The sequence below is a fragment of the Rhodovulum sp. P5 genome, assembly GCF_002079305.1.
In the GTDB taxonomy this organism is placed as follows: Bacteria; Pseudomonadota; Alphaproteobacteria; order Rhodobacterales; family Rhodobacteraceae; genus Rhodovulum.
Map to the genome: position 1 here is coordinate 540293 of NZ_CP015039.1, position 21710 is coordinate 562002.

At 65.3% G+C, this 21710-nt stretch carries 20 protein-coding genes; 8 read left to right on the top strand and 12 right to left on the bottom strand.

What is annotated here, in order from left to right; all coding sequences use genetic code 11:
- The first annotated feature begins 263 nt into the window (after positions 1–263).
- The 6 genes from RGUI_RS02640 to RGUI_RS02665 are packed head-to-tail and all read left to right on the top strand — an operon-like array spanning position 264 to position 5368.
- Complete coding sequence (locus tag RGUI_RS02640) at positions 264–1136, top strand: phosphate/phosphite/phosphonate ABC transporter substrate-binding protein (RefSeq protein WP_081531630.1); 873 nt, start codon at positions 264–266, stop codon at positions 1134–1136.
- Between the two features lie 6 nt (positions 1137–1142).
- The gene (locus RGUI_RS02645; protein ID WP_081531631.1) at positions 1143–1925 is read left to right on the top strand and encodes a phosphonate ABC transporter ATP-binding protein; all 783 of its coding nucleotides are present in this window, start codon (positions 1143–1145) and stop codon (positions 1923–1925) included.
- Positions 1918–2721: a phosphonate ABC transporter, permease protein PhnE gene (phnE, locus tag RGUI_RS02650; RefSeq protein WP_081531632.1), complete on the top strand. Its 804-nt coding sequence runs from the start codon at positions 1918–1920 to the stop codon at positions 2719–2721. The genes RGUI_RS02645 and phnE overlap by 8 nt, the downstream gene beginning before the upstream one ends.
- The gene (locus RGUI_RS02655) at positions 2718–3374 is read left to right on the top strand and encodes a class I SAM-dependent methyltransferase (RefSeq protein ID WP_081531633.1); all 657 of its coding nucleotides are present in this window, start codon (positions 2718–2720) and stop codon (positions 3372–3374) included. Before phnE ends, RGUI_RS02655 begins: the two co-directional genes overlap by 4 nt.
- On the top strand, positions 3374–4591 hold the full coding sequence (locus RGUI_RS02660) for an alpha-D-ribose 1-methylphosphonate 5-triphosphate diphosphatase (protein WP_081531634.1): 1218 nt from the start codon (positions 3374–3376) through the stop codon (positions 4589–4591). The genes RGUI_RS02655 and RGUI_RS02660 overlap by 1 nt, the downstream gene beginning before the upstream one ends.
- 3 nt (positions 4592–4594) lie before the next feature.
- A complete protein-coding gene (locus tag RGUI_RS02665) occupies positions 4595–5368 on the top strand; it encodes a class I SAM-dependent methyltransferase (protein WP_081531635.1) in 774 nt (257 codons plus the stop codon).
- Between the two features lie 62 nt (positions 5369–5430).
- Here RGUI_RS02665 and RGUI_RS02670 read toward each other — a convergent pair whose 3' ends face one another.
- The 10 genes from RGUI_RS02670 to RGUI_RS02715 all read right to left on the bottom strand — a co-directional run bounded on the left by RGUI_RS02670 (position 5431) and on the right by RGUI_RS02715 (position 17001).
- The gene (locus RGUI_RS02670; RefSeq protein ID WP_081531636.1) at positions 5431–6600 is read right to left on the bottom strand and encodes an alpha-D-ribose 1-methylphosphonate 5-triphosphate diphosphatase; all 1170 of its coding nucleotides are present in this window, start codon (positions 6598–6600) and stop codon (positions 5431–5433) included.
- Positions 6601–6681: 81 nt separating this feature from the next.
- Positions 6682–7608 carry a PHP domain-containing protein gene (locus RGUI_RS02675; RefSeq protein WP_081531637.1) on the bottom strand — a complete coding sequence of 309 codons (927 nt, stop codon included), beginning with the start codon at positions 7606–7608 and terminating at the stop codon, positions 6682–6684.
- Between the two features lie 29 nt (positions 7609–7637).
- Positions 7638–8420 carry a phosphonoacetaldehyde hydrolase gene (phnX, locus tag RGUI_RS02680; RefSeq protein ID WP_081531638.1) on the bottom strand — a complete coding sequence of 261 codons (783 nt, stop codon included), beginning with the start codon at positions 8418–8420 and terminating at the stop codon, positions 7638–7640.
- 11 nt (positions 8421–8431) lie between these two features.
- A complete protein-coding gene (locus RGUI_RS02685) occupies positions 8432–9616 on the bottom strand; it encodes a 2-aminoethylphosphonate--pyruvate transaminase (RefSeq protein ID WP_081531639.1) in 1185 nt (394 codons plus the stop codon).
- A 14-nt stretch (positions 9617–9630) separates the two neighbouring features.
- Positions 9631–10734, bottom strand: coding sequence for an ABC transporter ATP-binding protein (locus RGUI_RS02690; protein ID WP_081531640.1), 1104 nt, complete (start codon positions 10732–10734; stop codon positions 9631–9633).
- Positions 10731–11741, bottom strand: coding sequence for an ABC transporter ATP-binding protein (locus RGUI_RS02695; RefSeq protein ID WP_081531641.1), 1011 nt, complete (start codon positions 11739–11741; stop codon positions 10731–10733). Before RGUI_RS02695 ends, RGUI_RS02690 begins: the two co-directional genes overlap by 4 nt.
- A gap of 4 nt (positions 11742–11745) precedes the next feature.
- On the bottom strand, positions 11746–12879 hold the full coding sequence (locus tag RGUI_RS02700) for an ABC transporter permease (RefSeq protein WP_081531642.1): 1134 nt from the start codon (positions 12877–12879) through the stop codon (positions 11746–11748).
- A gap of 4 nt (positions 12880–12883) precedes the next feature.
- Positions 12884–13876 (bottom strand): ABC transporter permease, encoded by a 993-nt coding sequence (locus RGUI_RS02705; protein WP_216640093.1) that lies wholly within the window; start codon positions 13874–13876, stop codon positions 12884–12886.
- 80 nt (positions 13877–13956) lie between these two features.
- Entirely contained in the window at positions 13957–15999 is a 2043-nt protein-coding gene (locus RGUI_RS02710; RefSeq protein ID WP_081531643.1) for an ABC transporter substrate-binding protein, read from the bottom strand.
- Between the two features lie 102 nt (positions 16000–16101).
- On the bottom strand, positions 16102–17001 hold the full coding sequence (locus RGUI_RS02715; protein WP_081531644.1) for a LysR family transcriptional regulator: 900 nt from the start codon (positions 16999–17001) through the stop codon (positions 16102–16104).
- 254 nt (positions 17002–17255) lie between these two features.
- Between RGUI_RS02715 and RGUI_RS02720 the strand changes: the two genes are divergently transcribed.
- Positions 17256–18587, top strand: a complete 1332-nt coding sequence (locus RGUI_RS02720) for a lysylphosphatidylglycerol synthase domain-containing protein (protein WP_081531645.1) — start codon at positions 17256–17258, stop codon at positions 18585–18587.
- 24 nt (positions 18588–18611) lie between these two features.
- Here the strand turns inward: RGUI_RS02720 and RGUI_RS02725 are convergent, their stop codons facing one another.
- Entirely contained in the window at positions 18612–19532 is a 921-nt protein-coding gene (locus RGUI_RS02725; RefSeq protein WP_081531646.1) for a LysR family transcriptional regulator, read from the bottom strand.
- A 100-nt stretch (positions 19533–19632) separates the two neighbouring features.
- On the opposite strand from RGUI_RS02725, the gene RGUI_RS02730 reads away from it, so the two are divergent.
- On the top strand, positions 19633–20874 hold the full coding sequence (locus RGUI_RS02730) for a urate hydroxylase PuuD (protein ID WP_081531647.1): 1242 nt from the start codon (positions 19633–19635) through the stop codon (positions 20872–20874).
- 174 nt (positions 20875–21048) lie between these two features.
- Here the strand turns inward: RGUI_RS02730 and RGUI_RS02735 are convergent, their stop codons facing one another.
- Positions 21049–21675 (bottom strand): ParA family protein, encoded by a 627-nt coding sequence (locus RGUI_RS02735; protein WP_081531648.1) that lies wholly within the window; start codon positions 21673–21675, stop codon positions 21049–21051.
- Positions 21676–21710 lie beyond the last annotated feature (35 nt).

Here is a 21710-nt window from a genome sequence, read left to right on the forward strand (position 1 = left end):
GAACGTGACTGACACCCTTCAAACTTGTGAAATTTTGGAATCCGCGATGTGACATGCAGGTGACGAACGCGGAACGGGCGCTTTTTAAATCAAGGGCTTGGTGCCGTGACATCGTCATCACCCCCAAGATGACGCACGCGGCCACCCCCGGGTCTTCATGAATCGTTTACGAAAACGACGCCGAAGCGTCATGGAACCGAAATGGCCGGGTCACCGTGGCGGGCTACCACCGCGAAAACTCACGGTCAGAGGAACATCCTGCCATGACGCTTCGCTCTATCCTGTTTGCATCCGCTGCTGCCGCCGTCGTTGCCACCGTGGCCAGCGCCGAAACCTGGAACCTTGCAGTCACGGACGTTGAAGGGCTGGAACGGCTCCAGACCGAATGGGGGCCGTTCAAGGCAGCGCTTGAAAAGGCCACCGGCGAAGAGTTCGAATTCTTCCCGGTCAATTCCCGCACCGCCGCCGCCGAGGCGCTGCGCGGCCAGAGCGTAGATTTCGTCATCACCGGGCCTGCGGAATACATCGTGATCAACGCGCTGACCGATGCCGAACCGCTGATCGGTCTGGGCCGCCCCGATTATCACTGTGCCATCGTCGTGCGCGCCGACAGCGGCATCAACACGATGGCCGACCTGAAAGGCAAGAAGGTCGCCTTCGGCGATATCGGTTCCACCTCCAACATGCTGTGCCCGATGCAGCTGATGGCCGATTACGGCGTCAACCCGACGACCGAGATCGACAAGGTGCATACCTCGCGCAATATCGCCCATGAGGCGCTGAAAAACGGCGACGTCGCGGCCATCGGCACCAATGCGACAAGCTGGATGGAAGGCCCCCGCGCCAAGGACGACAAGGTGCCCTATGGCTTCTTCAAGATCCTCGCGCGCTCGGGCGACCTGCCGAACGACATGATCGTGGTCGGCAGCCATGTGCCCTCCGATGCCGCCGAAAAGGTCAAGACGGCGATCCTCGACAACAAGGACGCGGTGATCGACGGCATCCTGTCCCACGAGGAGAACGAGAAGTATCGCGGCATGGACCTCGTCGCCATCGACGATGCCGCCTATGACATCGTGCGGTCGATGTACCGCAATGCGGGCTATCCGCAGTTCGACCAGTTCATCGGCGACTGAGCGCCGATGCCGCTTGACCCGGGCACCCCGGCCGAGGCGCCGACCCGGACGGCGGAGTTGAAGGTGCGCGGCCTGACCAAGTCTTTCGGTCGGGCCGCGCCCGTCTTCGCCGGGATATCGTTCGAGGTGCCGCATGGCGCCTCGGTCGCGCTGGTCGGCGCGAACGGAACCGGCAAATCCACGCTCCTGCGCTGTTGCCTTGGCCTGATCCCCGCGGATTCGGGCGAGGTCGAACTTCTCGGCCAGCAGACCGGCGCACTTGGCCAGGGGGCCCGGCGGCGGCTGCGGGCGCGCACCGGCATGGTCGCCCAGTCCCATAACCTCGTGCCGCGGCTGTCGGTCCTGTCGAATGTCCAGCATGGGCTGCTCGGTTCTGGCGCGGGCCCCCGTTACTGGAGCCACGCGCTTGCCCCCCGCCGTGCGCGAGAGGCCGCAATGGCTGCGCTGGAAGAGGTCGGCATGGCCGATCTGGCCCTGCGCCGCGCCGATGGCCTGTCGGGCGGCCAAAGCCAAAGGGTGGCCATTGCCCGCGCCCTTGTGCACGCCCCCCGCTTCCTGATCGCGGATGAACCCACCGCCTCTCTCGACCCCGCCGCGGGGGAAGAGGTCATGGCGCTCTTCTTCCGGCTCGTCCGGTCGGAGGGCGTGACCGTGGTCTTCACCTCTCACAATATCAGCCATGCGCTCGGCTATGGCGATCGGGTTCTGGGCCTCGCCGGTGGGCGGCTGGCCATCGATGCCGATGCCGCGGCGCTCTCTGAACGTGATCTCGGGGCGCTTTATGGCTGAGACGCGACGCCTTCCGGGACGGATCGAACGCCCCTCCGCTTTGGCCTTCCTGTCCTATGCCGTTGGCGCCATCATTCTCGTCTGGGCGCTCGACGGGGCGGGGTTTTCGGGTGAGAAACTCTTGGCCTCGGGGCCACGCCTGTCGGATTTCATGGCCCGGGCCTGGCCACCCTCGGTCGACAATATCGAGCGTCTGGGCCTGAAGATGGTCGAAACGCTTCAGATCGCCATCGCCGGGGCCGCGCTTGGGGTGCTGCTGTCGCTGCCGGTCGCGCTGCTGGCTGCGCGGGGCGTGCTGGTCGGGCGCGGCGTGAACTGGGTCGTGCGCACGCTTCTGGGTTTTGTCCGCGCCGTGCCCGATCTGGCCTGGGCGCTGGTTTTCGTGGTCGCGGTCGGGCTTGGCCCTTTCGCGGGCATGCTGGCGATCATGATGGACACGCTGGGCTTTTGCGGCCGCTTCTTCGCCGACGACATGGAAAACGTCGATCCCGGCCCGGCCGAGGCGCTGACCGCCACGGGCGCCCGGCGACTGGACATCGCGGCCACCGCCATCGTGCCCGCGGCCCTGCCCGCCTTTGTCTCGACCGCCCTTTTCGGGCTGGAAAAGGCCGTGCGCTCCTCCACCATCCTCGGCCTTGTGGGGGCGGGCGGCATCGGGATCGAGCTCAAGGTCGGCTTCGACCTTTTCGACTATCCGACCGCGATGACGGTGATCCTGATGATTGCCGTGGTCGTGGTCGTCGTGGAACAACTGGGCGCCGTGCTTCGGCGCCGCATAATTGGGATCGAAAGATGAAGACCGACACCGCGCATGAACACTGGAACACCGAATGGGCCGAGATCCAGACCGGCAGCAAATGGCTGACGCCCGAGCCCGAGGTGTCCGACTGGGCCGGGGGGCTGGTCTCGGGGGCGCGGATCCTCGACCTTGGGGCGGGCGTCGGGCGGCATGCGCTGTCCCTGGCAAGCGCCGGGTTCGATGTCACGGCACTTGACGCCGCGCCGGACGGGATCGCCACGATCCGCCGCGCCGCGCAGGAAGGCGGTGTCGCGCTGACCGCCGTGGAAGGCGCGATGACCGACCTGCCGTTCGAGGACGACGCCTTCGACCATGTGCTGAGCTGGAACGTGATCTATCACGGCGACGAAACCGTCTTGCGCACCACAATTGCCGAGATTGCCCGCGTTCTGAAACCCGGGGGCACCTTTCTTGGCACCATGCTGTCGGCCCGCCGTATCCCGGTGGAACAGGCCAAGGCCCCCGGGCGGGAAATCTCCCGCAACACCTGGGTGTTCGAGGGCGAAGGCGACAAGGTGCATCCGCATTACTTCTGCAACGCCGCTGACCTGATCGACCTGTTCGACGGGTTCGAACTGCTGCAGCTTGAGGACAGGGAGCACGAAAAGCCCGGATCATGGCATTGGCACCTGGTGATGGAGCGGCTGTGATGGAGCCTTTCATCATTGAAGGCGCGACGGTCATCCTGCCCGATCAGGTGGCGCAGGTCTCGGTCCGGGTCGAGAACGGGACGATTACCGGACTCGACACCGCCCGCGACGGGGCCCGGGTGATCGACGCCAGCGGCCTGACGCTGGCCCCGGCCCTGATCGACATCCACGGCGACGCGTTCGAGCGGCAGGTGATGCCACGCCCCGGCGTCTTTACCCCGGTCGACGTCGCCATCCTTGAAACCGACCGGCAGCTTGCGGGCAACGGCATCGCCACCGCCTATCACGCCCTGACGCTGAGTTGGGAGCCGGGCCTGCGCTCGGTCGAGCGCGCAACCGAGATTGCCGACCGGCTGGAGGCCCTGGCCCCGCGCCTTGCAGCCGAGAACCGTCTGCAACTGCGCTGGGAAACCTTCTGCTTCGAGGCGCGGCCGCTGATCGAAAAGACACTGGCCGGCCCGCTGACCCCGGCGCTGGCCTTCAACGACCATACCTCGATGGCGATGCTGCACCCGGGCACGCCGCTTCAGGAACGCCCCTTCGAATTCGATCCCGCCTTTCCCGTCGTCGACTTGCAGGATGCCGCGACGCTGGACAAGTTCGACGGGCGTGCCAAGCGCTCTGGCCTCGACAGGGCCGACTATATCCGCCTGATGGGAGACATGTGGGACCGCCGCCCGCAGGTGCCCGACGTGATCGCCGAGGTCGCCGAGGCCAGCCGCGCGGCGGGGGCGCCGATGCTCAGCCACGATGACAGCCAGGTCGCGACGCGGGATTTCTATCGCGGGCACGGGGCGCGGATCAGCGAATTCCCGATGAATATCCCGGTGGCAGAAGCCGCCCGTGACGCGGGAGACAAGATCGTCTTCGGGGCGCCCAACGCGATGCGCGGCGGCAGCCATCTGGGCTCCCCGGGCGCGGGGGATATGGTGGAACGCGGGCTTTGCGACATCCTCGCCTCCGACTATTTCTACCCGGCCATGCTGGGTGCCGTGGCACGGTTGCATGCGGAGGCGCGCGCGCCCCTGCCCGCGATCTGGGCGCTCGTCTCCGACAACCCGGCCGCGGCGCTGGGGCTGTCCGACCGGGGCCGCATCGCGCCGGACAATCGCGCCGATCTGGTCCTGCTGGACTGGCCGGAGGGCGGTGCGCCTGCGCCGCTTCTGACGCTCCGGCACGGGCGGGTGGCCCATGCGGCCCGGGAATTCGGGATGTAGACCATGCGTGAGAACGCCGATCGTTTCGAGGGATTGGCCGAGACCTATGCCCTGTTCCGGCCCGGCTATCCGCAGGACTGCTTTGCCGATCTGGCCGCCGCCTGCCTGTCGGACCGGCGCATCGCCGTCGATATCGGCGCGGGGCCCGGCACCTCCACCCGGGGTCTTCGCGCGGCGCTGGACGACGATTGGCTGGTCATGGCCATCGAACCGGGGGCCGACATGCGCCGGGTTCTCAGCCGCAGCTTTCAGGATGACGCCAAGGTGCAGGTCAACAACGGGTCGGCCGAACATATCCCGCTGCCCGATGCGTCCGCCGGATTGCTGGTGGCCTGCACGGCGTTTCACTGGTTCGACCGGGACGCCTTCTTTGCCGAGGCCGCGCGGGTACTGGCCCCGGGCGGCGTGATCGCGCTGATCCGCAACAAGCGTCGCCCCCTGCCCGTGGTCGAGGCCTTCGACGGCTATATCGCCGAGAGGTCGGTCGAGGTGCACGACTACGCCGCCCGCGAACGGACGAAAGAGCCGACTGTCCGCGATCTTGGCGCGCTTGAGGCCTTCCGCGCGGCGAAGTCCCGCACCTATGGCTGGTGCGAGACGCGGGATTGCCGCAGCCTGATCGATCTATACCTCACCCGCTCGACGGTCTGGGCCCTGGTGCGCCGGATCGGGCTTGGGCAGGTCATGGCCGATCTGTCGGGGATCTGTGCCGAACACAGCTGCGATCCGGTGGAGATCCCCTATGAGACGACCGTGAAATGGGCGCTCCGGCGGTAGGGGCCACGGTGCGGCGCCCTTCGGACTTGGCACCGCGCCCGTGTTCTTGAACCCGCCCCGGTTCAGTCGACCGGGTTGAGCATCAGCGATCCGTCGGAAAAGATCTTCTGCCCATTGCGGAAGGTCGCGCGCACATGGCCGATACCGGCATCGTCGGCAATGACCAGATCGGCGCGTTTGCCATAGGCGATCTCGCCCCGGTCGGTCAGGCCCAGGGCATGCGCGGGATTGGCCGTGGCCAGGCGGGCCGCGCCGGCCAACCCGGCGGCGTCGGTCTTCGACAGCACCAGAACGGCCGGCAGGATCGCCGAGGGGTGATAATCGGCCGCAAGGATATCCAGCAGCCCGACGCCATGGGCCTCCCGCGCTGACAGGTTGCCCGAATAGCTCTCCCCCCTCAGCGCGTTGGGCGCGCCCATGGCCGTGAAAAGCCCCCTTTGGCGGGCCTCGCGCGCGGCCTCTTCGGTCACCGGGAATTCGCTGATCGTGGCCCCCAGCGAATGCATCAGCGCGACCTTCTCAACCGTGTCGTCGTCATGGCTGGCCAGCGCGATGCCGTGATCGGCACAGAGGGCCGAAATCGCCGCAAGGGTCGCGGCGACATCGCCGGCGTGGCGCTGTTTCTCGGCAATGCGTTCGCGCACGGCCAGTTCCGCCTCCTCATGGCTCAGCCCCTGTTGCTGCGCCGTCTTCTTGGCCAACCGCTCAAGGTCGCGATACTGGCCCTGCCCCGGCGTGTGATCGGTCAGCGACACCAGATCGGCGGTCCCGTCTGCGATCAGTTCCTCCACCACGTCCAGCGCCTTGGGATAGTTGATCTCGAACCGCGCATGGACGCGGTGATCGACCTTCAGGATGCCGCGCATCTCCTTCAGCGCGCGCAGCATCGCCTTGGAATGGTCATAGCTGCGCAGATGCCCATAGGCCGATTTCGGGTTGAAGCTGACCGCAGCATAGGCGGTCGTGACACCCGCCACCTTCAGCCGCCGGTCGAGGTCCCGCAGGCCCAGTTCCATCGGCATGCGAACATTGGGGCGCGGTTCCACCTCGCGCTCGATCATGTCGCCGTGCATGTCGATGAAGCCGGGCATCAGGATCAGCCCCTCGCCGTTCAGCGCGGCACCGGGCACCGGGCTATCGGCAATCTCGGCGATGGCACCGTCTTCGACACGGACGGAGCCGCGCGGCAGCACCGCATCGGGCAGGACAACGCGAAAATCACTCAACCACATGGGATATCTTTCCTGGTTCCGTTCTGGGTTTGCGGTCGCTTGGCAGGGTCGGGCTGCCCGTTGGCGACCGGCGGGTCAACGTCACTTTGCCGCCGGGAACGGATTGCTCCACGCCCGACGCCCGGCCCGGTCGATCACGGTCACGCGCAACCAGGGGCTGTCCTTGAAACGGCCCAATGGCAGTTCGGCGCGCGTCAGGCTTTCGCCATGGATCGCCTTTGCGGCCGATCCGTGCCCTTGCAGGATGACAGACGTGACCGCCGAGCATTCGACCACCACCCTGTCGCCATCCAGCATCACGTTGCGCAATTCGGGCCCTTGGGAGGAGTAGAAAGCGCCCTCTTTCAATGCCTCCAGCAACGCGTCGGGATCGTTCTGTTCCGCCTTGACCATGACCCAACCGCCGAAATGATCGGGTTCGCTGAAATGGGCATCGTCCGTCGCGACAAGGGTCAGGTTCCGCCCTTCCGACAGCAAAAGGTCAAGCGTGTGGAACCCTTCGCCCCGGTCGCATCCGGTGGCGCAGCCGTGGTTGTAGGCCTCCACCGCGTGGGCGGCATCAAGACTCCGGGCATCCTCCTGCGTCAGGCCGGACCAGTGCGGGTGCGCGATGGCGACGAAGGCCCCGGCCTCTCGGGCACGTTCGGCCAGTTCGGGGCCGGTTTCCTGCGCTTCCACCGGTTCGAAGGAGGACGCGGCCGGCGGGGGGAAATCGGCCGGCAGGCCCACCGCAAGGATATGCCAGATCTCGCCGTTTTCCATCCGCCCCGAATGCAGTTCCGCCCCCAGGATCGTTGTGAAGGCGTCGTCCCGGAAGGGCACCGTGTCGGCGATGGGATAGCCATACTGGCCAACGAAATGATCGGTCAGGGAAATGAAATCATAGCCTTCGGCCTTGTAGCGGCGGCAGACCTCGACCGGGTCGAGCACCCCGTCGGACAGGTTTGAATGCGTGTGCAGGTTGCCCCGGAAAAAGCGGCCGGGCTTGGCAAAGGCGGAAAGCTGCATTTCAAGGATCTCCGGTCGAAATGGCAGGATCAGGATTGTTCGAGACGGTCAATCAGACTGGGCAAATCGGCAACTGTATCAATCACATGATGGGCCCCGGCAGCGCGGAGCATATCGGTGGCCTTCTGGCGCAGCGCGTCGACCGCGGCCGGGTCCATCGCGGCAAGCTCTTCGGGGGTCTTGCCCACGGCATTGCCCGACAGCGCCACGCCAACCGTGACGCAGCCCGCTGCCACGCCCTCGGCAATCCCGGGGGCGGTGTCGTCGACCTTGAGCACCGCTTGCGGCGGATGGACCACCAGATCGACAAAGCACTTATACATGCCCAGCGGCCCAGGCCGCCCCTCCGGCAGATCGTCGGAACAGATGAGGTTATCGGGCGCATACCCCTGCGCGGCGGCCTTGGGCAGCACGCGTTCCATGATCGAGCGGGTATAGCCGGTGGTGGAGCCGATCTTCATGCCGCGGGCCCGCAGGTTCTGCACCATTTCCAGCGTGCCGGGCACCAGCGTGGCATAGTCGGCCACCACGTCTTCGTTCATCGGCACGAACACCTTGTAGACCTTGTCGACATCGGCATCGGACGGCGGCGCGCCGTATTTCGCGGCCCATTGCTGGGCGATGGCGGGCATCTCCATCATCGCGTGGATATGATCCCATTTCGCGCTGCCCATCGGGGCGCGGGCCTGTTCGATCGTCGCCTCGATCCCGAATTCGGCAAAGGCCTTCACGAAGGCCCCCATCGGCGCGAAAGACCCGAAATCGATGGTGGTGCCGGCCCAGTCGAACACCGCGGCCTTGAACTTGGTCATGTCGTCCTCCCTCAATTCGCCAGCCGGGCCCGTTCGGCCAGTGCCTGGGGCGGCGGCGCGGCGCTTGTCACGCCCATGTCTTTCAGAACTTCGCCCGCCGCCGCCACGACGGCCCGCATCACGGCGGCGTCCATCTGCCCGATGCAGCCGATGCGGAAACTCTCGGCCACGGTCAGCTTGCCGGGGTAGAGAATGAACCCCCGCGCCTTCATCGCATCATAGAAGGCTGGGAAGGCAAAGGCCGGGTCCGCCGGGCAGAAGAAGGTGACGATGATCGGCGAAAGCCAGCGGTCGTCCAGCAGCGTCTCGAACCCCAGCTCGCGCATGCCCGCCACCAGCACGTCCCGGTTTTCAGCATAGCGCGCACCCCGCCCCGCGACGCCGCCTTCGGCCTTGTGCGCTTTCAGCGCCTCGACAAAGGCGGCAACCGCGTGGGTCGGGGGCGTGAACCGCCACTGGCTGGTCTTTTCCATATGCGCCCATTGCGCGTGGAGATCGAGCGCCAGCGAATGCGCGTTGCCCTTGGCCGCCGCCAGTGCCGTCTTCCGTGCGAGGACAAAGCCAAACCCCGGCACGCCCTCGATGCACTTGTTGGCGGAGGACACCATCGCGTCGAAAATCAGATGTTCGGGCGACACGGGCACGGCACCGAAGGCCGACATGGAGTCGATCAGCAGCACCCGGCCAGCCGCTGCCACGGCATCCGAAATTTCCCCGATCGGGTTAAGGATGCCCGAGGACGTTTCGCAATGGATCGCGACGACATGGGTGATCGCCGGATCGGCGGCAAGCATCTGCGCCACCTCGTCGCCCCGCGGCGGCAGGTAGTCGCCCTTGTCCAGCACCACGTGATCGCGATGCAGATAGCGCAGCGTCTCTGCCGCCCGTTGCCCGTAGGCGCCATTGGCCAGAACCAGCGCCTTGCCGCCCCGAGGGATGAAGCTGCCCAGCATCGCCTCGACCGCGAAACTGCCACTGCCCTGCATCGGCACGCAGTCATAGTCGTCCTTGCCCGGCCCAAGAAGGTCGACGAGGCCCGCGCGCATCCCGGCCGTCAGCGCGCGGAAATCGGCGTCCCAGCTGCCCCAGTCGCGCAGCATGGCGGACTTCACCTCATAGGACGTGGTCAGCGGCCCCGGGGTCAGAAGATAGGGCTCGCCCAGACGCGGGGCGGGCAAAGGACTGATCGGCGTCATATACGGACCCCTTCTTATTCCGCGGCCCGCGCCTGCGGGCGGCTGAAATCGAATTCTTCGGCGAAATGGCAGGCGACGAAATGATCGGGCGCGATTTCCCGCCACTCCGGCGCGCGGGACGCACAGTCGGGCCGGGCATGGGGGCAGCGGGTGCGGAACCGGCAGCCCGACGGTGCGTCCAACGGATTGGGGATTTCGCCGGTCAGCTTGATCGGTTCGAAACCGGCATCGGGATCGGCCTGCGGGATCGCCGACAGCAGCGCATGGGTGTACGGGTGCCGCGGCGCGAAAAAGAGTTGCTCCGTCGGGGCATATTCCACGAACTTGCCGACATACATCACCGCCACCCGGTGGCTCATCTGCGCGACCACCGACAGATCATGGGCGATGAACAGGAACGCCACCCCCATTTCTTCCTGAAGGTCCTTCAGAAGGTTCACGATCTCCGCCTGGATCGACACGTCCAGCGCCGAGACGCTTTCGTCGCAGACCACGAAATCGGGGCGAGAGACCAGCGCGCGGGCGATACAGATCCGCTGCCGCTGCCCACCGGAAAATGCGTGGGGAAAACGGCGCAGATGTTCGATGTTCAGCTTGCAGCGGCCTGCGATCTCGCGCACGCGGGCATCGATTTCTTCGCGGTTCTTCATCATGCCAGAGGCGACAAGCGGTTCGGCGATGATGTCGCGCACGGTCATCCGGGGGTTCAGGCTGGAATACGGGTCCTGAAAGACAAGGCTCATCCGGGACCGGAAAAGCCGTAACCGATCCTGCGCCATGGATGACAGATGCACCGGGCCTTCGGCGAAGATCATGTTCATATGGGTGCGGAAGCGGCGCAGGTCCTCGCCCTCGGTATGGGCGACGTCGACATCCGCGTTGTGGGTGTGAAAGATCACCTCGCCCTCACTGGGGTCGATGGCGCGCAGGATGGCGCGGCCCACCGTCGTCTTGCCCGAACCGGACTCGCCCACCAGCCCAACGGTTTCGCCCTGCTTGATGTCAAAGCTGACATCGTCCACCGCGGCCAGTTCCTGCACCTCTGTCCGGAAGAGCCTGCGCTTCTTCACGGGGAAGCGGACCGAGAGGTTTTTCACCTCGATAAGCGTATTCGTCATGCCGCGGACCTTCCCTTTTCGTCGTGCAGCCAGCAGCGGACGGCCCGGCCGGGTTCGGGGCTGATCTCGCGGGGGGTCTGTACGTCGCAAAGCCCGGCCATCGCCTGCGCACATCGGGTGTGAAAGGCACAGCCGCGCGGGCGTTCCGTCGGGCTGGGGATGTCGCCCGGCACCGGGGACATCCGGTCGTTCAGCCGGTCGAGGCTGGGGATCGCGGCCAACAGCCCCTGGGTATAGGGATGCTTGGGGTCGCGGATGACCGCGCGCGTGGGGCCGCGTTCGACAATGGTGCCCAGATACATCACCGCGACCTCGTCCGCGATCTGCGCGATCACGCCCAGATCATGGGTGATGAAGATCATGCCCATCCCCAGATCGCGCTGCAACTCGCGCATCAGGTCCAGCACCTGCGCCTGAATGGTCACGTCCAGCGCGGTGGTCGGTTCGTCGGCGATCAGCAGCGCAGGACCCGCCGACAGGGCAAGTGCGATCATCGCCCGCTGTCGCATGCCGCCCGACATCTCGTGCGGGTACTGATCCACGCGGGTGGCGGGTTCGGACAGGCCCACGCGTTCCAGCATCTCGATGGCGATCTGCCGGGCCTTGCGCGCATTCTTTTCGCGGTGCAGGCGGATCGCCTCCACCATCTGGTTGCCGACGGTGTAGACCGGGCTGAAACTCGCCATCGGTTCCTGAAAGATCATTCCGATCTCCCCCCCGCGCAACCGGCGCAGGGCGCGGGAGGTCGGGTTCAGTTTCTCGACCTCGATCACCTGCCCGTCCTTGGCGGTATAGGCCATCCGCCCTTCCGGCGCGATCACCGCGTTGCCGGGCAGAAGCCGCATCACCGCCTTGGTCGACACCGACTTGCCCGAACCGCTTTCACCCACCAGACCCAGCGTGCGCCCCTTTTGCACGGCAAAGCTGACATCCTGCACCGGCGTGATCAGCCCCTCATCCGTGCGGAAGGAGATGGTCAGGTTCTCGACCCTCAGAAGATCGTCCATCGCCTCACCTCGCATCGCTGTAGGGGTCGGCGGCATCGCGCAAGCCGTCGCCGATCACGGTGAAGGCCAGCACCGCAACCACCACGAACACGGCTGGGATGAACAGCCACGGCGTCTGCTCGATCACCCGGACCGATTGCGCCTGCTGCAGCATCACGCCCCAACTGACGGTCGGCGGGCGCAGGCCAAGGCCCACGAAGGACAGCGCGGTTTCGGACAGGATCATGTAGGGGAAGCTGATCACCAGATCGACGATGATGAAACTGGTGAAGCTTGGCAGCATATGCTGCGAGATGATGCGCGAGGGGCGCGCACCCGCCAACCGCGCGGCGACCACGTAATCCTCGTTCCGGATCGACAGAAGCTGGGAGCGTATGCGTCGCGCCAGCGTCGGCCAGCCGAACAGGCCCAGGATCAGCGTCATCGCGAAATAGACCTGCGTGGTCGACCATTCCTTGGGCATGGCGGCGGCCAGCCCCATGTAAAGCGGGATGATCGGGATCACCCGCACGACCTCCGTCACCCGTTGGATCGCGGCGTCCACCCGCCCGCCCGCATACCCCGCGATGCCCCCGATGATCAGCGCCAGCACGAAAGAGATCAGGACCCCCAACACCCCGATGGAAAGCGAGGTGCGCGTGGCGTAGATCGTGCGGGAAAAGACGTCGCGGCCCAACTCGTCCGTGCCCCACAGATGTAGCCGCGCCTTCGCATCATCGAGGCCGAACAGGTGCCGGTCGGTCGGGATCGCCCCCAGCAAGTCCACCTTCTCCCCCTTCGCGAAGAAGCTGACATAGACCCGCGTCTCGGGGTCGGGCACGGTCTTCTTGCGCAGGGTCACCGGGTCGCGCTCTGTCCGCACGCCGTGGATGAAGGGGCGCAGCGAACATCCCTGATGGTCGCAGAACATCGGCACCTGCGGTGGGCCGTCGATATAGCTGGCATTGCGGCTGGTGGTGCCATAGGGCGCCACGACCTCCGCAAACAGGCCCATCAGCGCCATCAGGCCCAGAACGGTCGCGGCCACCATCGCGGCGCGGTGCCGGCGAAAGCGCCACCAGATCAGCGTCCATTGCGAGGCGGAGTAATAGCGCAGGCGCTGCGCCTCGTCGGGGTCCGGTTTCGTGGTGTCGGTCATCGCGTCAGCCCCCCAGCTTGATGCGCGGGTCGAGCCACGCCAGCAGGATGTCGGACAGGAAGTTCATGAACACGATCATGAAGGTCAGCATCAGCAGGATCGCACCGGCCACATACATGTCGAGGTCCAGATAGGCGCGCAGCAGAAGCTCTCCCAATTCGGTCAGGCCGAGGACCACCGCGACGATGGGCAGTTCGGAAAAGATCCGGTTCACGTCAAAGCCGATCGTCGACACCACCGGGTTGATGGCCAGCCGGGCGGGGTATTTGACCAACAGTTTCATCTCGGGCACGCCGCGGGCCCGCGCCGCGGTGACCGACAGCTTGTTCAACTCGTCCGACATGGTCGCCCGCACCGTCTGCAACTGGTAGGCCACCGCCGACCATGCCAGGACGAAGGCGGGCAGCCACAGATGGGTGATCAGATCCCAGACCTTGGCCAGCGACCAGGGCGCATCGCGCATGTCGGAGGAGAAGAGCCCGCCGATATCGGCATCGAACCACTTGTTCGCGAAATAGAGCATCAGGAGTGCCAACAGGAAGTTCGGCAGCGCGAGCCCGAGGTAAGAGAAGATCGTCAGCCCGTAATCGGCGAGCGAGGCACGCTTGACCGCGGCGTAGATGCCGATGGGGATCGAGACCAGATAGGTGATAATCAGCGTGCCGAAGAGGATCGCGGTCGTCAGGAACGCCTTGTCGCCGATGACCTTGGTCACCGAGGTTTCAAAGGCAAAGGCCTGCCCGAAATCGCCATGCAGGACGATGTTACCAATCCAGTCGAAGTATCGGAAGATCATGGATTTATCGAGGCCCAGCTCGGCCCGGATCGCCTCGATATCGGCCTCGGTCACGGACACGCCGGTGCCGGAGTATTTCCGGAAGGCATAGCGGTCCGCGTAGTCGCCCGGCGGCAGTTCCATGATGATGAAGACCATCAGCGACACCAGAAGCATCGTGACGATCATGCCGACCAAGCGTTCTGCCGTGAACCGCAACATGTCCGGGCGTCTCTTGCGATGGGAAGGAGGGAGGCCGAGGCGCCGTCGCGGACGCCTCGGCCGGTCACGCGATCACGCGATTACTGGGCAAGGAACCACTGCTGGGGCCGGTAGGGATAGGTCCAGTAGTAGTCGTAGGCCTTGGCAGTGAAGGTCGGCACGTTCTTCAGCGCGTTGGCATAGACGATCGGTTCGGGGATGTCGGCCACGACCCCGATCTTGATCATGTTGTCGAGATGGATCTGCATGATCTCGGCGCCAAGCTTGTTGCTTTCGTCGGACCCAAGCGGATGCTTGGTGAACTCCGCCGCGGCCGCGAACAGGCGCTTGATATAGGCCGGCGGCTCGGTGCCCGAGGCGCCGTCGGTCTCGATCCACGTCGCCCAGTCCGCATGGCCCTTGGGGTTGAACGGATCGCCCGGGAAGATCGCGTCGGTGACGTCCTGGCTGATATTGGGGCCGGACACGCCGTCGTTCTTCCAGGTCAGCACGTCGACCTCGTTCGCGTTGGCCGCGGCGCGGTATTCGTCCGAGGTGACCTCGCGCACATCGACCTGCACGCCCAGATCGTTCCAGTAGCCGGCGGTCAGTTCGTGCAACTGCGACGCGGTGCCCTGGCTGGCAAAGACGATCCGGATCGCCAGCGGCTTTCCGTCGGGGCGCATCCGCATACCGTCACCGCCGCGTTCCAGCCCCATCTCGTCCAGCAGGGCGTTGGCGGCTTCGACGTCATAGGCGACATAGTCCATCAGGTCTTCGGCCGACAGGAACGGCACCGTCTTGTATTCGGTCGCCGCGGTCTGCATCGGGCGGCCCTGCCCGAGATAGACGATCTCGTTGATCTCGTCGCGGTCGAGCCCCATCGACATCGCCCGGCTGAAGCGGACATCGTTGAAGATCTGGCGCAGGACCGGGTCCTTATGGGTGCGGTTGAAGCTGTAATAGGGCGTCTGGCCCAGCGTGGGGGCCAGCACGACGGTATAGTCGCCCTTCGCCTCGTTCTCTTTCAGCAGCGGGAAGTCGTTGAGCTGCATCGCCTGCTGCTTCCACGTGACCTCGCCATTCATGATGCGCAGGTTCACGACCTCGCGCTCGGGCACGTATTCCTCGTTGATCTCGTTGATATAGGGCAACTGGTTGCCGGCGGTGTCGACCATGTGGAAATACGGGTTGGCGACCAGGTGGCGGCCTTCGGTGTTTTCCTCGATGACGATGTGGGATTCCAGCGTCGGCATGACCGCGGCGGCAAGGCTGGTGGCCTTTTCCGCATCCTTCATCAGCGGCGAGGGCACGTCTTTCCAGTCGGAATTGCCATAGTAGAAGTTCACCGCTTCGCTTTCATCGGCAAAGCCGTCCTTCTCGCGCAGCGCGGCAGCGTCGGCGTTGTACTTGTCGAGATACTTGCCAAGGAAGTGCTTGGGCAGGAAGGTCTGACCATAGTCGATGGCCCAGCGGTTCATCAGGTTCGGCTGCGCGACCGGGAAGGTGAACTTCACGGTGACATCGTCGAGGACCTCGACCGTTGCGGGCTTGCCGTCGAACAGCCAGCGGCCCGGGGCCTTTTCGATGACGGCCGGGTTCATCAGGACATCGTTGTACCAGAACGCCACATCCTCGGCGGTGAAGGGGGCGCCGTCGGACCATTTGTGGCCCTTGCGCAGCGTGAAGGTCAGTTCGGTGAAATCGTCGTTCCACGCCCAGGACTTCGCGACATTCGGCACGATGGTCTGCAGGTCGTCGGAATAGCGCACAAGGTTGACGTGACGGACCGACAGCAGGTCCGACGTGCCGGACTCGGTGCCGCGCGACAGGCCGGTCAGCGTGCCGCCATACTGGCCGATGGCCTCATACGGGGCGACGACAAGCGGCTCTTCGGGCAGGCGCTCCTCCAGCGCGGGCAGGGCGCCGTTGCCGACGATCCGGCCGTTCATCTCGGCGATGGCCGGGTTTTGCGCGAACGCCAGATCGCAACCGGCCTTGGCCTCGAACTCGGCCAGTTCGAACTGTTCCGGATAGTCGGGCGTCAGGCCGCCCATGTCGGCCACGGTCACGGCCGGGCAGTCGGCCAGGGCAGGCAGCGCAAACACAAGGGCAGCACCGGACAGCAGGAGGGCTTTCGTCATTGGGATCTCCGTCGTGCGAAAGGACCCATGCCTGTTGGCCTGCCCCTGTGACAGGGATGTAAAGGATTAAGAAATTATAGCCTTTGGCTATCAAATGCCTTTCTACACATGGCTGTCATAAAGGGTTTCAGCCAAGGTCAGGATCGCCTCCACGGCTGAGACGTGGACCATATCCCTTTGACATACAAGAAAATGACCGGCGGAGAGACGCCCGTCACCGATCCGGACCGGCAGCAGGCCGTCGGACTCCGTCAGTTCCGCCCGCAGCGCCAGACCAAGGCCCACACCGGCCTGCACCATGGCCACGATCGATCCCCATGACCCCAGCGTCAGCACGGTGTTCAACTCGATTCGCGCCAGTTTCGCGGCGCCTTCGAACAGCAGTCGCGTGCCTGAACTCTTCTCGCGCGTGATAAGCGGCACAGAAGCGATCTGGCCCCAGTCGGCCTGCCCCGCCCGCGCGAACGGATGGTCGGGCGGGGCGACCAGCACGATGGGCGTGTCCATCAGAAGGGTTCCGCGAAGATGCCCGGGCACCTCTCGCCCGGTGATGAACCCCACATCGATCTGACCGGCATCGAGGGCGGCCAGAACATCGGCCGAGGCCAGGGACCGCGCCTCGATCTGGATGCCGGGATAGTCCTGCATGAACCGCCCGATCACCGGCATGGCAAGCTGATAGGTGGAATATCCGATCCGCAAGCTTCCGGTCGCCATCGTGCGCGCCGACGAAAAGGCCGCATCGATATCGCCGTACAGCACCAGAAGCGCCCGGATCTGCGGCAGAACCGCCTCAAGCGCGGCGGTCGGGCGGATCGAGTATCCATCGCGGTTGAACAACAGCGCACGCGACATCCGTTCCAGCGCCGCCACATTGTTGGAGACCGAGGGCTGCGACACGGCAAGGTCCTTGGCCGCGGCCGAAAAGCTGCCCAGCCTTGCCACGGCCTCCACCGCGCGCAACTGCGCGATGCTCAACCCCCTCGACCTGTTGTTTTGCATGTCCTGTCGTCCCTGCCGTCTTAAGCGGTCATACACCGGGCGTGGCCCCGGCGCAGCCCTGCTTGCGGCCCGTTCCGTCAGCATGCGGACATGGCAACGGCGGGTCGCCATGCCATCACGCACCCAGACGCGCGATACGGTTTCCACGGGCGGCCAAAGGGTGCGGCCCCTCGCCCTTCCCCGCGCATGATCATCGACGTTTCGGGCAGACATGTCATATATCCAAGCGGGGAAACGAACGCTGGGGCGCGAACATGGTGCGCAGTGCAGTACTGTCCAGGGCAGGCCGCCTGATCCTGACCGCGGCCTTCATCGGGATATCGATCTGGCTGCTGCACGGCGCGACGCGGCAGATCGAGTTTTCGGAAATCACGCAAGGCCTGCAAGAGGTTCCGCCGGGGCGTGTGGGGCTTGGCATTCTGGCCATGCTCGTCAGTTTCGCCTTCATCGGCACGATGGATGTGCTGAGCCTGAAAGACATCGCGCCCCGTAAGGTTCCGCTGCGCATGTCGATGGCCACCGGCGCCGCTGCAACCGCGGTCTCAAACCTGCTGGGGGCGGCCTATGTGACCGGCGTGGGGGTCAGATACCGCGCCTATGCCCCCTTCGGCGTGCAGGCGACCGAAGTGGCCAGCCTTTTTGCATATAACAGCCTCGCCTACAGCCTTGGCGCGCTTGTCCTTTATGGTGGGGTCCTCAGCCTGCATCCGGCCAGCATCGAAGACCTGCTGCCGGTCTCGGGCCTGTTGCAGACCGCGATCGGGCTGGCGCTGCTGGCGCTGACCGGGCTGGTCTGGGCCCTGATCGGCCGGCGCGCGGGCGTTCCGCTGCGCCTGTTCGGGCGAGAGATCCCGATGCCGAGCTTTCGGACCGCGGTGGGTTTGACGGGCGCGGTGGTGGCCGATCTGGTCGCCTCGGGCATGGTGCTGCATATCATGTACCCCCCTGACCTGTCGGTGAATTTCGTCGAGTTCCTCGCGATCTTCGGGATTGCCATCAGCCTTGGCATCCTCAGCCATTCGCCCGGCGGCCTTGGCGTGTTCGAGGCCACGATCCTGACCGCGACCGGGGCCCACGGCCGCGCCGATGCACTGGCGGCGCTGATCCTCTACCGGGCGGTCTATACCCTGTTGCCGTTTCTTCTGGCCGTCATCGCCGGGGCGGTGGTCGAGGCACATCGCAATCGCGGCGGTATTGCCTATGCCAGGCGGCTGGTGGTCAGGGCCTTGCTGCCGCGTGTACCCGGCCTGACCATCGGTCTGACCCTTGTGGCGGGGGCCGTTCTGGTGCTCTCGGGCATCCGGGGGCCGCACGGCCCGGCGATGGGCCTCTTGCGGGACAGCGTGCCGCCAATGGCGGTATCCGGCGCCCATGTTCTGGGTCTGGTCGCGGGCGCGCTGCTTTTGGCGGCCGCGGCGGCGCAGTATTTTCGGGTAAAGTGCATAGGGGCCGTGACGGTGGGCCTGCTGTGCGTGGGGATTGGGGCGCTACTGTTGCAGGGCCTGACGGTGATGGCCGGTGCGCTGGTGGTCGGTGTTGCGGGGCCGCTCTGGCTGCTCCGCCGCCTGTGCCGATTGCGGGGGTGACCGGCACCGGCAGGATCGGCTGTGCTAGCCTGGGCGCTGCCGCGCGCGCAATTCTGCCTTGATCCTGTCGGCCATGAACTCGATGAACAGCCGGCTTTTCGGATCCTGATTTCGCTTGTGCGGGAACAGGCAGGCCAGTTGCGCATCGGGCGGCGGGGTCGCGGTGCAAACCGGCACAAGGGCGCCGCTGGCCAGATGCCCGGCCACGTCGAAGACAGGCTTCAGAACGATCCCGCACCCGTCCAGCGCCCATGCCGTCAGAACATCGCCGTCGTCGCAGGCATAGGGGCCCTTGACCTCGAACCGCTGGGGGCCTTCGGGCGTGCGCAAGGTCCAGCGGAATTCCGTCGAGCCGGGAAAGCGCAGAAGCAGGCAGTCATGCCCCTGCGCGACCAGATCGGCCCCGGTTTCGGGCATGCCCCGGCGTTCGATATAGGACGGCGCCGCACACAGGATCCGCGGGCAATCGGCCAACGCCCGGACGCGGAGGCCCGAATCCGGCAATGCGCCCAGGACGAAGCCGACATCCAACCCCTCCCCCCGCAAATCGACATTCCGGTCGGACAGGCGCAGGCGCACATGGATCTCGGGGTACAGGGCCTGAAAATGCACGACGTTCGGCGCGATCAGCCGCCGCCCCACCCCCAGCGGCGCCGAAACGAAGATCGACCCGCGCGGGTTCTGCGTGACCTCGTGCACCGCGGCCTCTGCCTCGTCCACGGCCTCGATCACCTGCACCGCCTTGGGATAATAGATGCGGCCCTGTTCGGTCGGCTGAATCGACCGCGTCGTGCGCACGAAAAGGCGAATGCCCAGATGCTTTTCCAACTCTGCGATACGCGAGGACGCGACCGCCGCGGAAACCTGCAAATCGCGCGCCGCCGCGGACATGTTGCCCAATTCGTAGACCCGGACGAACATGCGGATGTTGTTGAGGTTGGTCATCGGCGATTATTCGGGACTTTTTGAAACTGATCGGGAGTATCAGGAATTATCAGAAAGCCCAGGCCGCGTATAGCTTGGCGCCAAAGCGAGGGAGACGCCCATGTTCGATATGGCCCTGATCTGGGACTGGCTGGAATTCGCCGCGCGCTGGCTGCATCTGATCACCGGCATCGCGTGGATCGGGTCGTCCTTTTACTTCATCGCGCTGGACCTCGGCCTGACCAAAGCGCCCAACATGCCCCACGGCGTACTCGGCGAGGAGTGGCAGGTGCATGGCGGCGGTTTCTACCATATTCAGAAATACGCAGTCGCCCCCGACCACATGCCCGAACATCTGACATGGTTCAAATGGGAAGCCTACTGGACCTGGATATCCGGGATGATCCTGTTGGCCATCGTCTATTGGGTCGGGGCAGACCTGTTCCTGATCGACTACACAAAGATGGAACTGACCCAGTGGCAGGCGATCGGGCTGTCGGCGGCGTCGCTGACCATCGGCTGGATCTGTTACGACCTGCTGTGCCGCAGCCCGCTGGGCAAACGGCCGACGGTGCTGATGCTGATCCTGTTCGCGATCATCGTGGTGATGGCGTGGGGCTATACGCAGGTCTTCACGGGTCGCGCCGCGCTGCTGCATCTGGGAGCCTTCACCGGCACGATCATGGTGGCCAATGTCTTTCTGGTCATCATGCCGAACCAGCGGATCGTGGTGGCGGATCTGAAGGCCGGGCGCGTGCCGGACGCCAAATACGGCCAGATCGCCAAGCTGCGCTCGATGCACAACAATTACCTGACGCTGCCGGTGATCTTCCTGATGCTGTCGAACCACTATCCGCTGGCCTTCGCCAGCCAATACAACTGGCTGATCGCAAGCCTTGTGTTCCTGATGGGCGTGACGATCCGACATTACTTCAACACGATGCACGCCCGGCAGGGTCGCCCGAACTGGACATGGGCCGCCACGGCCATCGTCTTTGCCGCGATCATGGCGTTGTCGTCGGCACCGATGTTCAAGGGCGACCCCTATGCCGAAGAGGCCGCCCTGCCCTCCCATCTGGAACCAGTCGTCGCCGCGGCCGGGTTCGAGGAGGTGCGCGATATCGTGCAGGGCCGCTGTGCCATGTGCCACACCGCCGAACCGCTTTGGCCCGGCCTGCGCGTGCCGCCGAAACATGTCCGCTTCGACACCGACGCACAGATCGCCGCCCATGCGCGTGAGGTTTACCTGCAGGCGGGGTTGAGCCATGCCATGCCGCCGGGCAACGTCATGATGATGCAAGATGCCGAGCGGGCACAGATCGTTCGCTGGTATCGCGGGCTGTCTACTGCCCCGACATACTGACACACAGGCCTGGCGGACCGCGCCTGCACCCGTGGGGGACGGATACAGACGCGGCCCGGAGCATACGCCCCGAAAAGCCCGCAGGGAACGGACCCGTCGCCGTATCCGCGGGACCCTGAATGTAATCCCGCCGATATTTGTTAACCAACCTTACCCACAGATGCGGTCAATGCGTCACACCGTCAGGGCGGCAAGCAGCGGGGTCCACTGTGCGCGCATCGGCGCATAAAGCTTCTGGGGCTTGTCGAAGACGGTCAGCCCGACCTCGGCCAGGTCGCCATAGGCGACACGTTCCGCAATCGTCGCGACCGGCATTTGCCCCATCTTCTCGGCAAAGGCGGCAAGCCGGGTCGCATCGCGCCCCCGCGCACGCACGCGGTTGGCCACCAGTTCGACCCCGACCTTGCCCTTTCGGATGCGCTTGATCCCGTCGATTTCCTTCAGGAACCGCCGCGTGGCATCGGCATCGAAGAACGACGGCAAGACGGGCACCACCACGGCCTTTGCCTCAGCCACCAACTGAGCAGCCGTTTCTTCGTAGAGAGACCCGGGCGCGTCCACGATGATCCAGTCGGTCCCTTTCGTACCCTTGCCCAGCATCGCGGGTTCCGACCAGTCCAGCGGGCGGATTTCCGGCACGTCTTCCGGCCGCCGCTTCAGCCAGCGCCACGATGATTTCTGCGGATCGGCATCGGCCAGCGCCACCTTCCAGCCACCGTCGGCCAACGCGGCCGCCAAGGTCACCGCAATCGTCGTTTTCCCGCAACCGCCCTTGCGATTGGCAATCAGAACGGTCTTCATCCCGTTTTCCTCCACCGCCACCTCGCGCCAACCAT

Coding starts and splice junctions, on each gene's coding strand:
- RGUI_RS02640 (WP_081531630.1), top strand. CDS start 264: ATGACGCTTCGCTCTATCCTGTTTGCATCCGCTGCTGCCGCCGTCGTT.
- RGUI_RS02645 (WP_081531631.1), top strand. CDS start 1,143: ATGCCGCTTGACCCGGGCACCCCGGCCGAGGCGCCGACCCGGACGGCG.
- phnE (WP_081531632.1), top strand. CDS start 1,918: ATGGCTGAGACGCGACGCCTTCCGGGACGGATCGAACGCCCCTCCGCT.
- RGUI_RS02655 (WP_081531633.1), top strand. CDS start 2,718: ATGAAGACCGACACCGCGCATGAACACTGGAACACCGAATGGGCCGAG.
- RGUI_RS02660 (WP_081531634.1), top strand. CDS start 3,374: ATGGAGCCTTTCATCATTGAAGGCGCGACGGTCATCCTGCCCGATCAG.
- RGUI_RS02665 (WP_081531635.1), top strand. CDS start 4,595: ATGCGTGAGAACGCCGATCGTTTCGAGGGATTGGCCGAGACCTATGCC.
- RGUI_RS02670 (WP_081531636.1), bottom strand. CDS start 6,600: ATGTGGTTGAGTGATTTTCGCGTTGTCCTGCCCGATGCGGTGCTGCCG.
- RGUI_RS02675 (WP_081531637.1), bottom strand. CDS start 7,608: ATGCAGCTTTCCGCCTTTGCCAAGCCCGGCCGCTTTTTCCGGGGCAAC.
- phnX (WP_081531638.1), bottom strand. CDS start 8,420: ATGACCAAGTTCAAGGCCGCGGTGTTCGACTGGGCCGGCACCACCATC.
- RGUI_RS02685 (WP_081531639.1), bottom strand. CDS start 9,616: ATGACGCCGATCAGTCCTTTGCCCGCCCCGCGTCTGGGCGAGCCCTAT.
- RGUI_RS02690 (WP_081531640.1), bottom strand. CDS start 10,734: ATGACGAATACGCTTATCGAGGTGAAAAACCTCTCGGTCCGCTTCCCC.
- RGUI_RS02695 (WP_081531641.1), bottom strand. CDS start 11,741: ATGGACGATCTTCTGAGGGTCGAGAACCTGACCATCTCCTTCCGCACG.
- RGUI_RS02700 (WP_081531642.1), bottom strand. CDS start 12,879: ATGACCGACACCACGAAACCGGACCCCGACGAGGCGCAGCGCCTGCGC.
- RGUI_RS02705 (WP_216640093.1), bottom strand. CDS start 13,876: ATGTTGCGGTTCACGGCAGAACGCTTGGTCGGCATGATCGTCACGATG.
- RGUI_RS02710 (WP_081531643.1), bottom strand. CDS start 15,999: ATGACGAAAGCCCTCCTGCTGTCCGGTGCTGCCCTTGTGTTTGCGCTG.
- RGUI_RS02715 (WP_081531644.1), bottom strand. CDS start 17,001: ATGCAAAACAACAGGTCGAGGGGGTTGAGCATCGCGCAGTTGCGCGCG.
- RGUI_RS02720 (WP_081531645.1), top strand. CDS start 17,256: ATGGTGCGCAGTGCAGTACTGTCCAGGGCAGGCCGCCTGATCCTGACC.
- RGUI_RS02725 (WP_081531646.1), bottom strand. CDS start 19,532: ATGACCAACCTCAACAACATCCGCATGTTCGTCCGGGTCTACGAATTG.
- RGUI_RS02730 (WP_081531647.1), top strand. CDS start 19,633: ATGTTCGATATGGCCCTGATCTGGGACTGGCTGGAATTCGCCGCGCGC.
- RGUI_RS02735 (WP_081531648.1), bottom strand. CDS start 21,675: ATGAAGACCGTTCTGATTGCCAATCGCAAGGGCGGTTGCGGGAAAACG.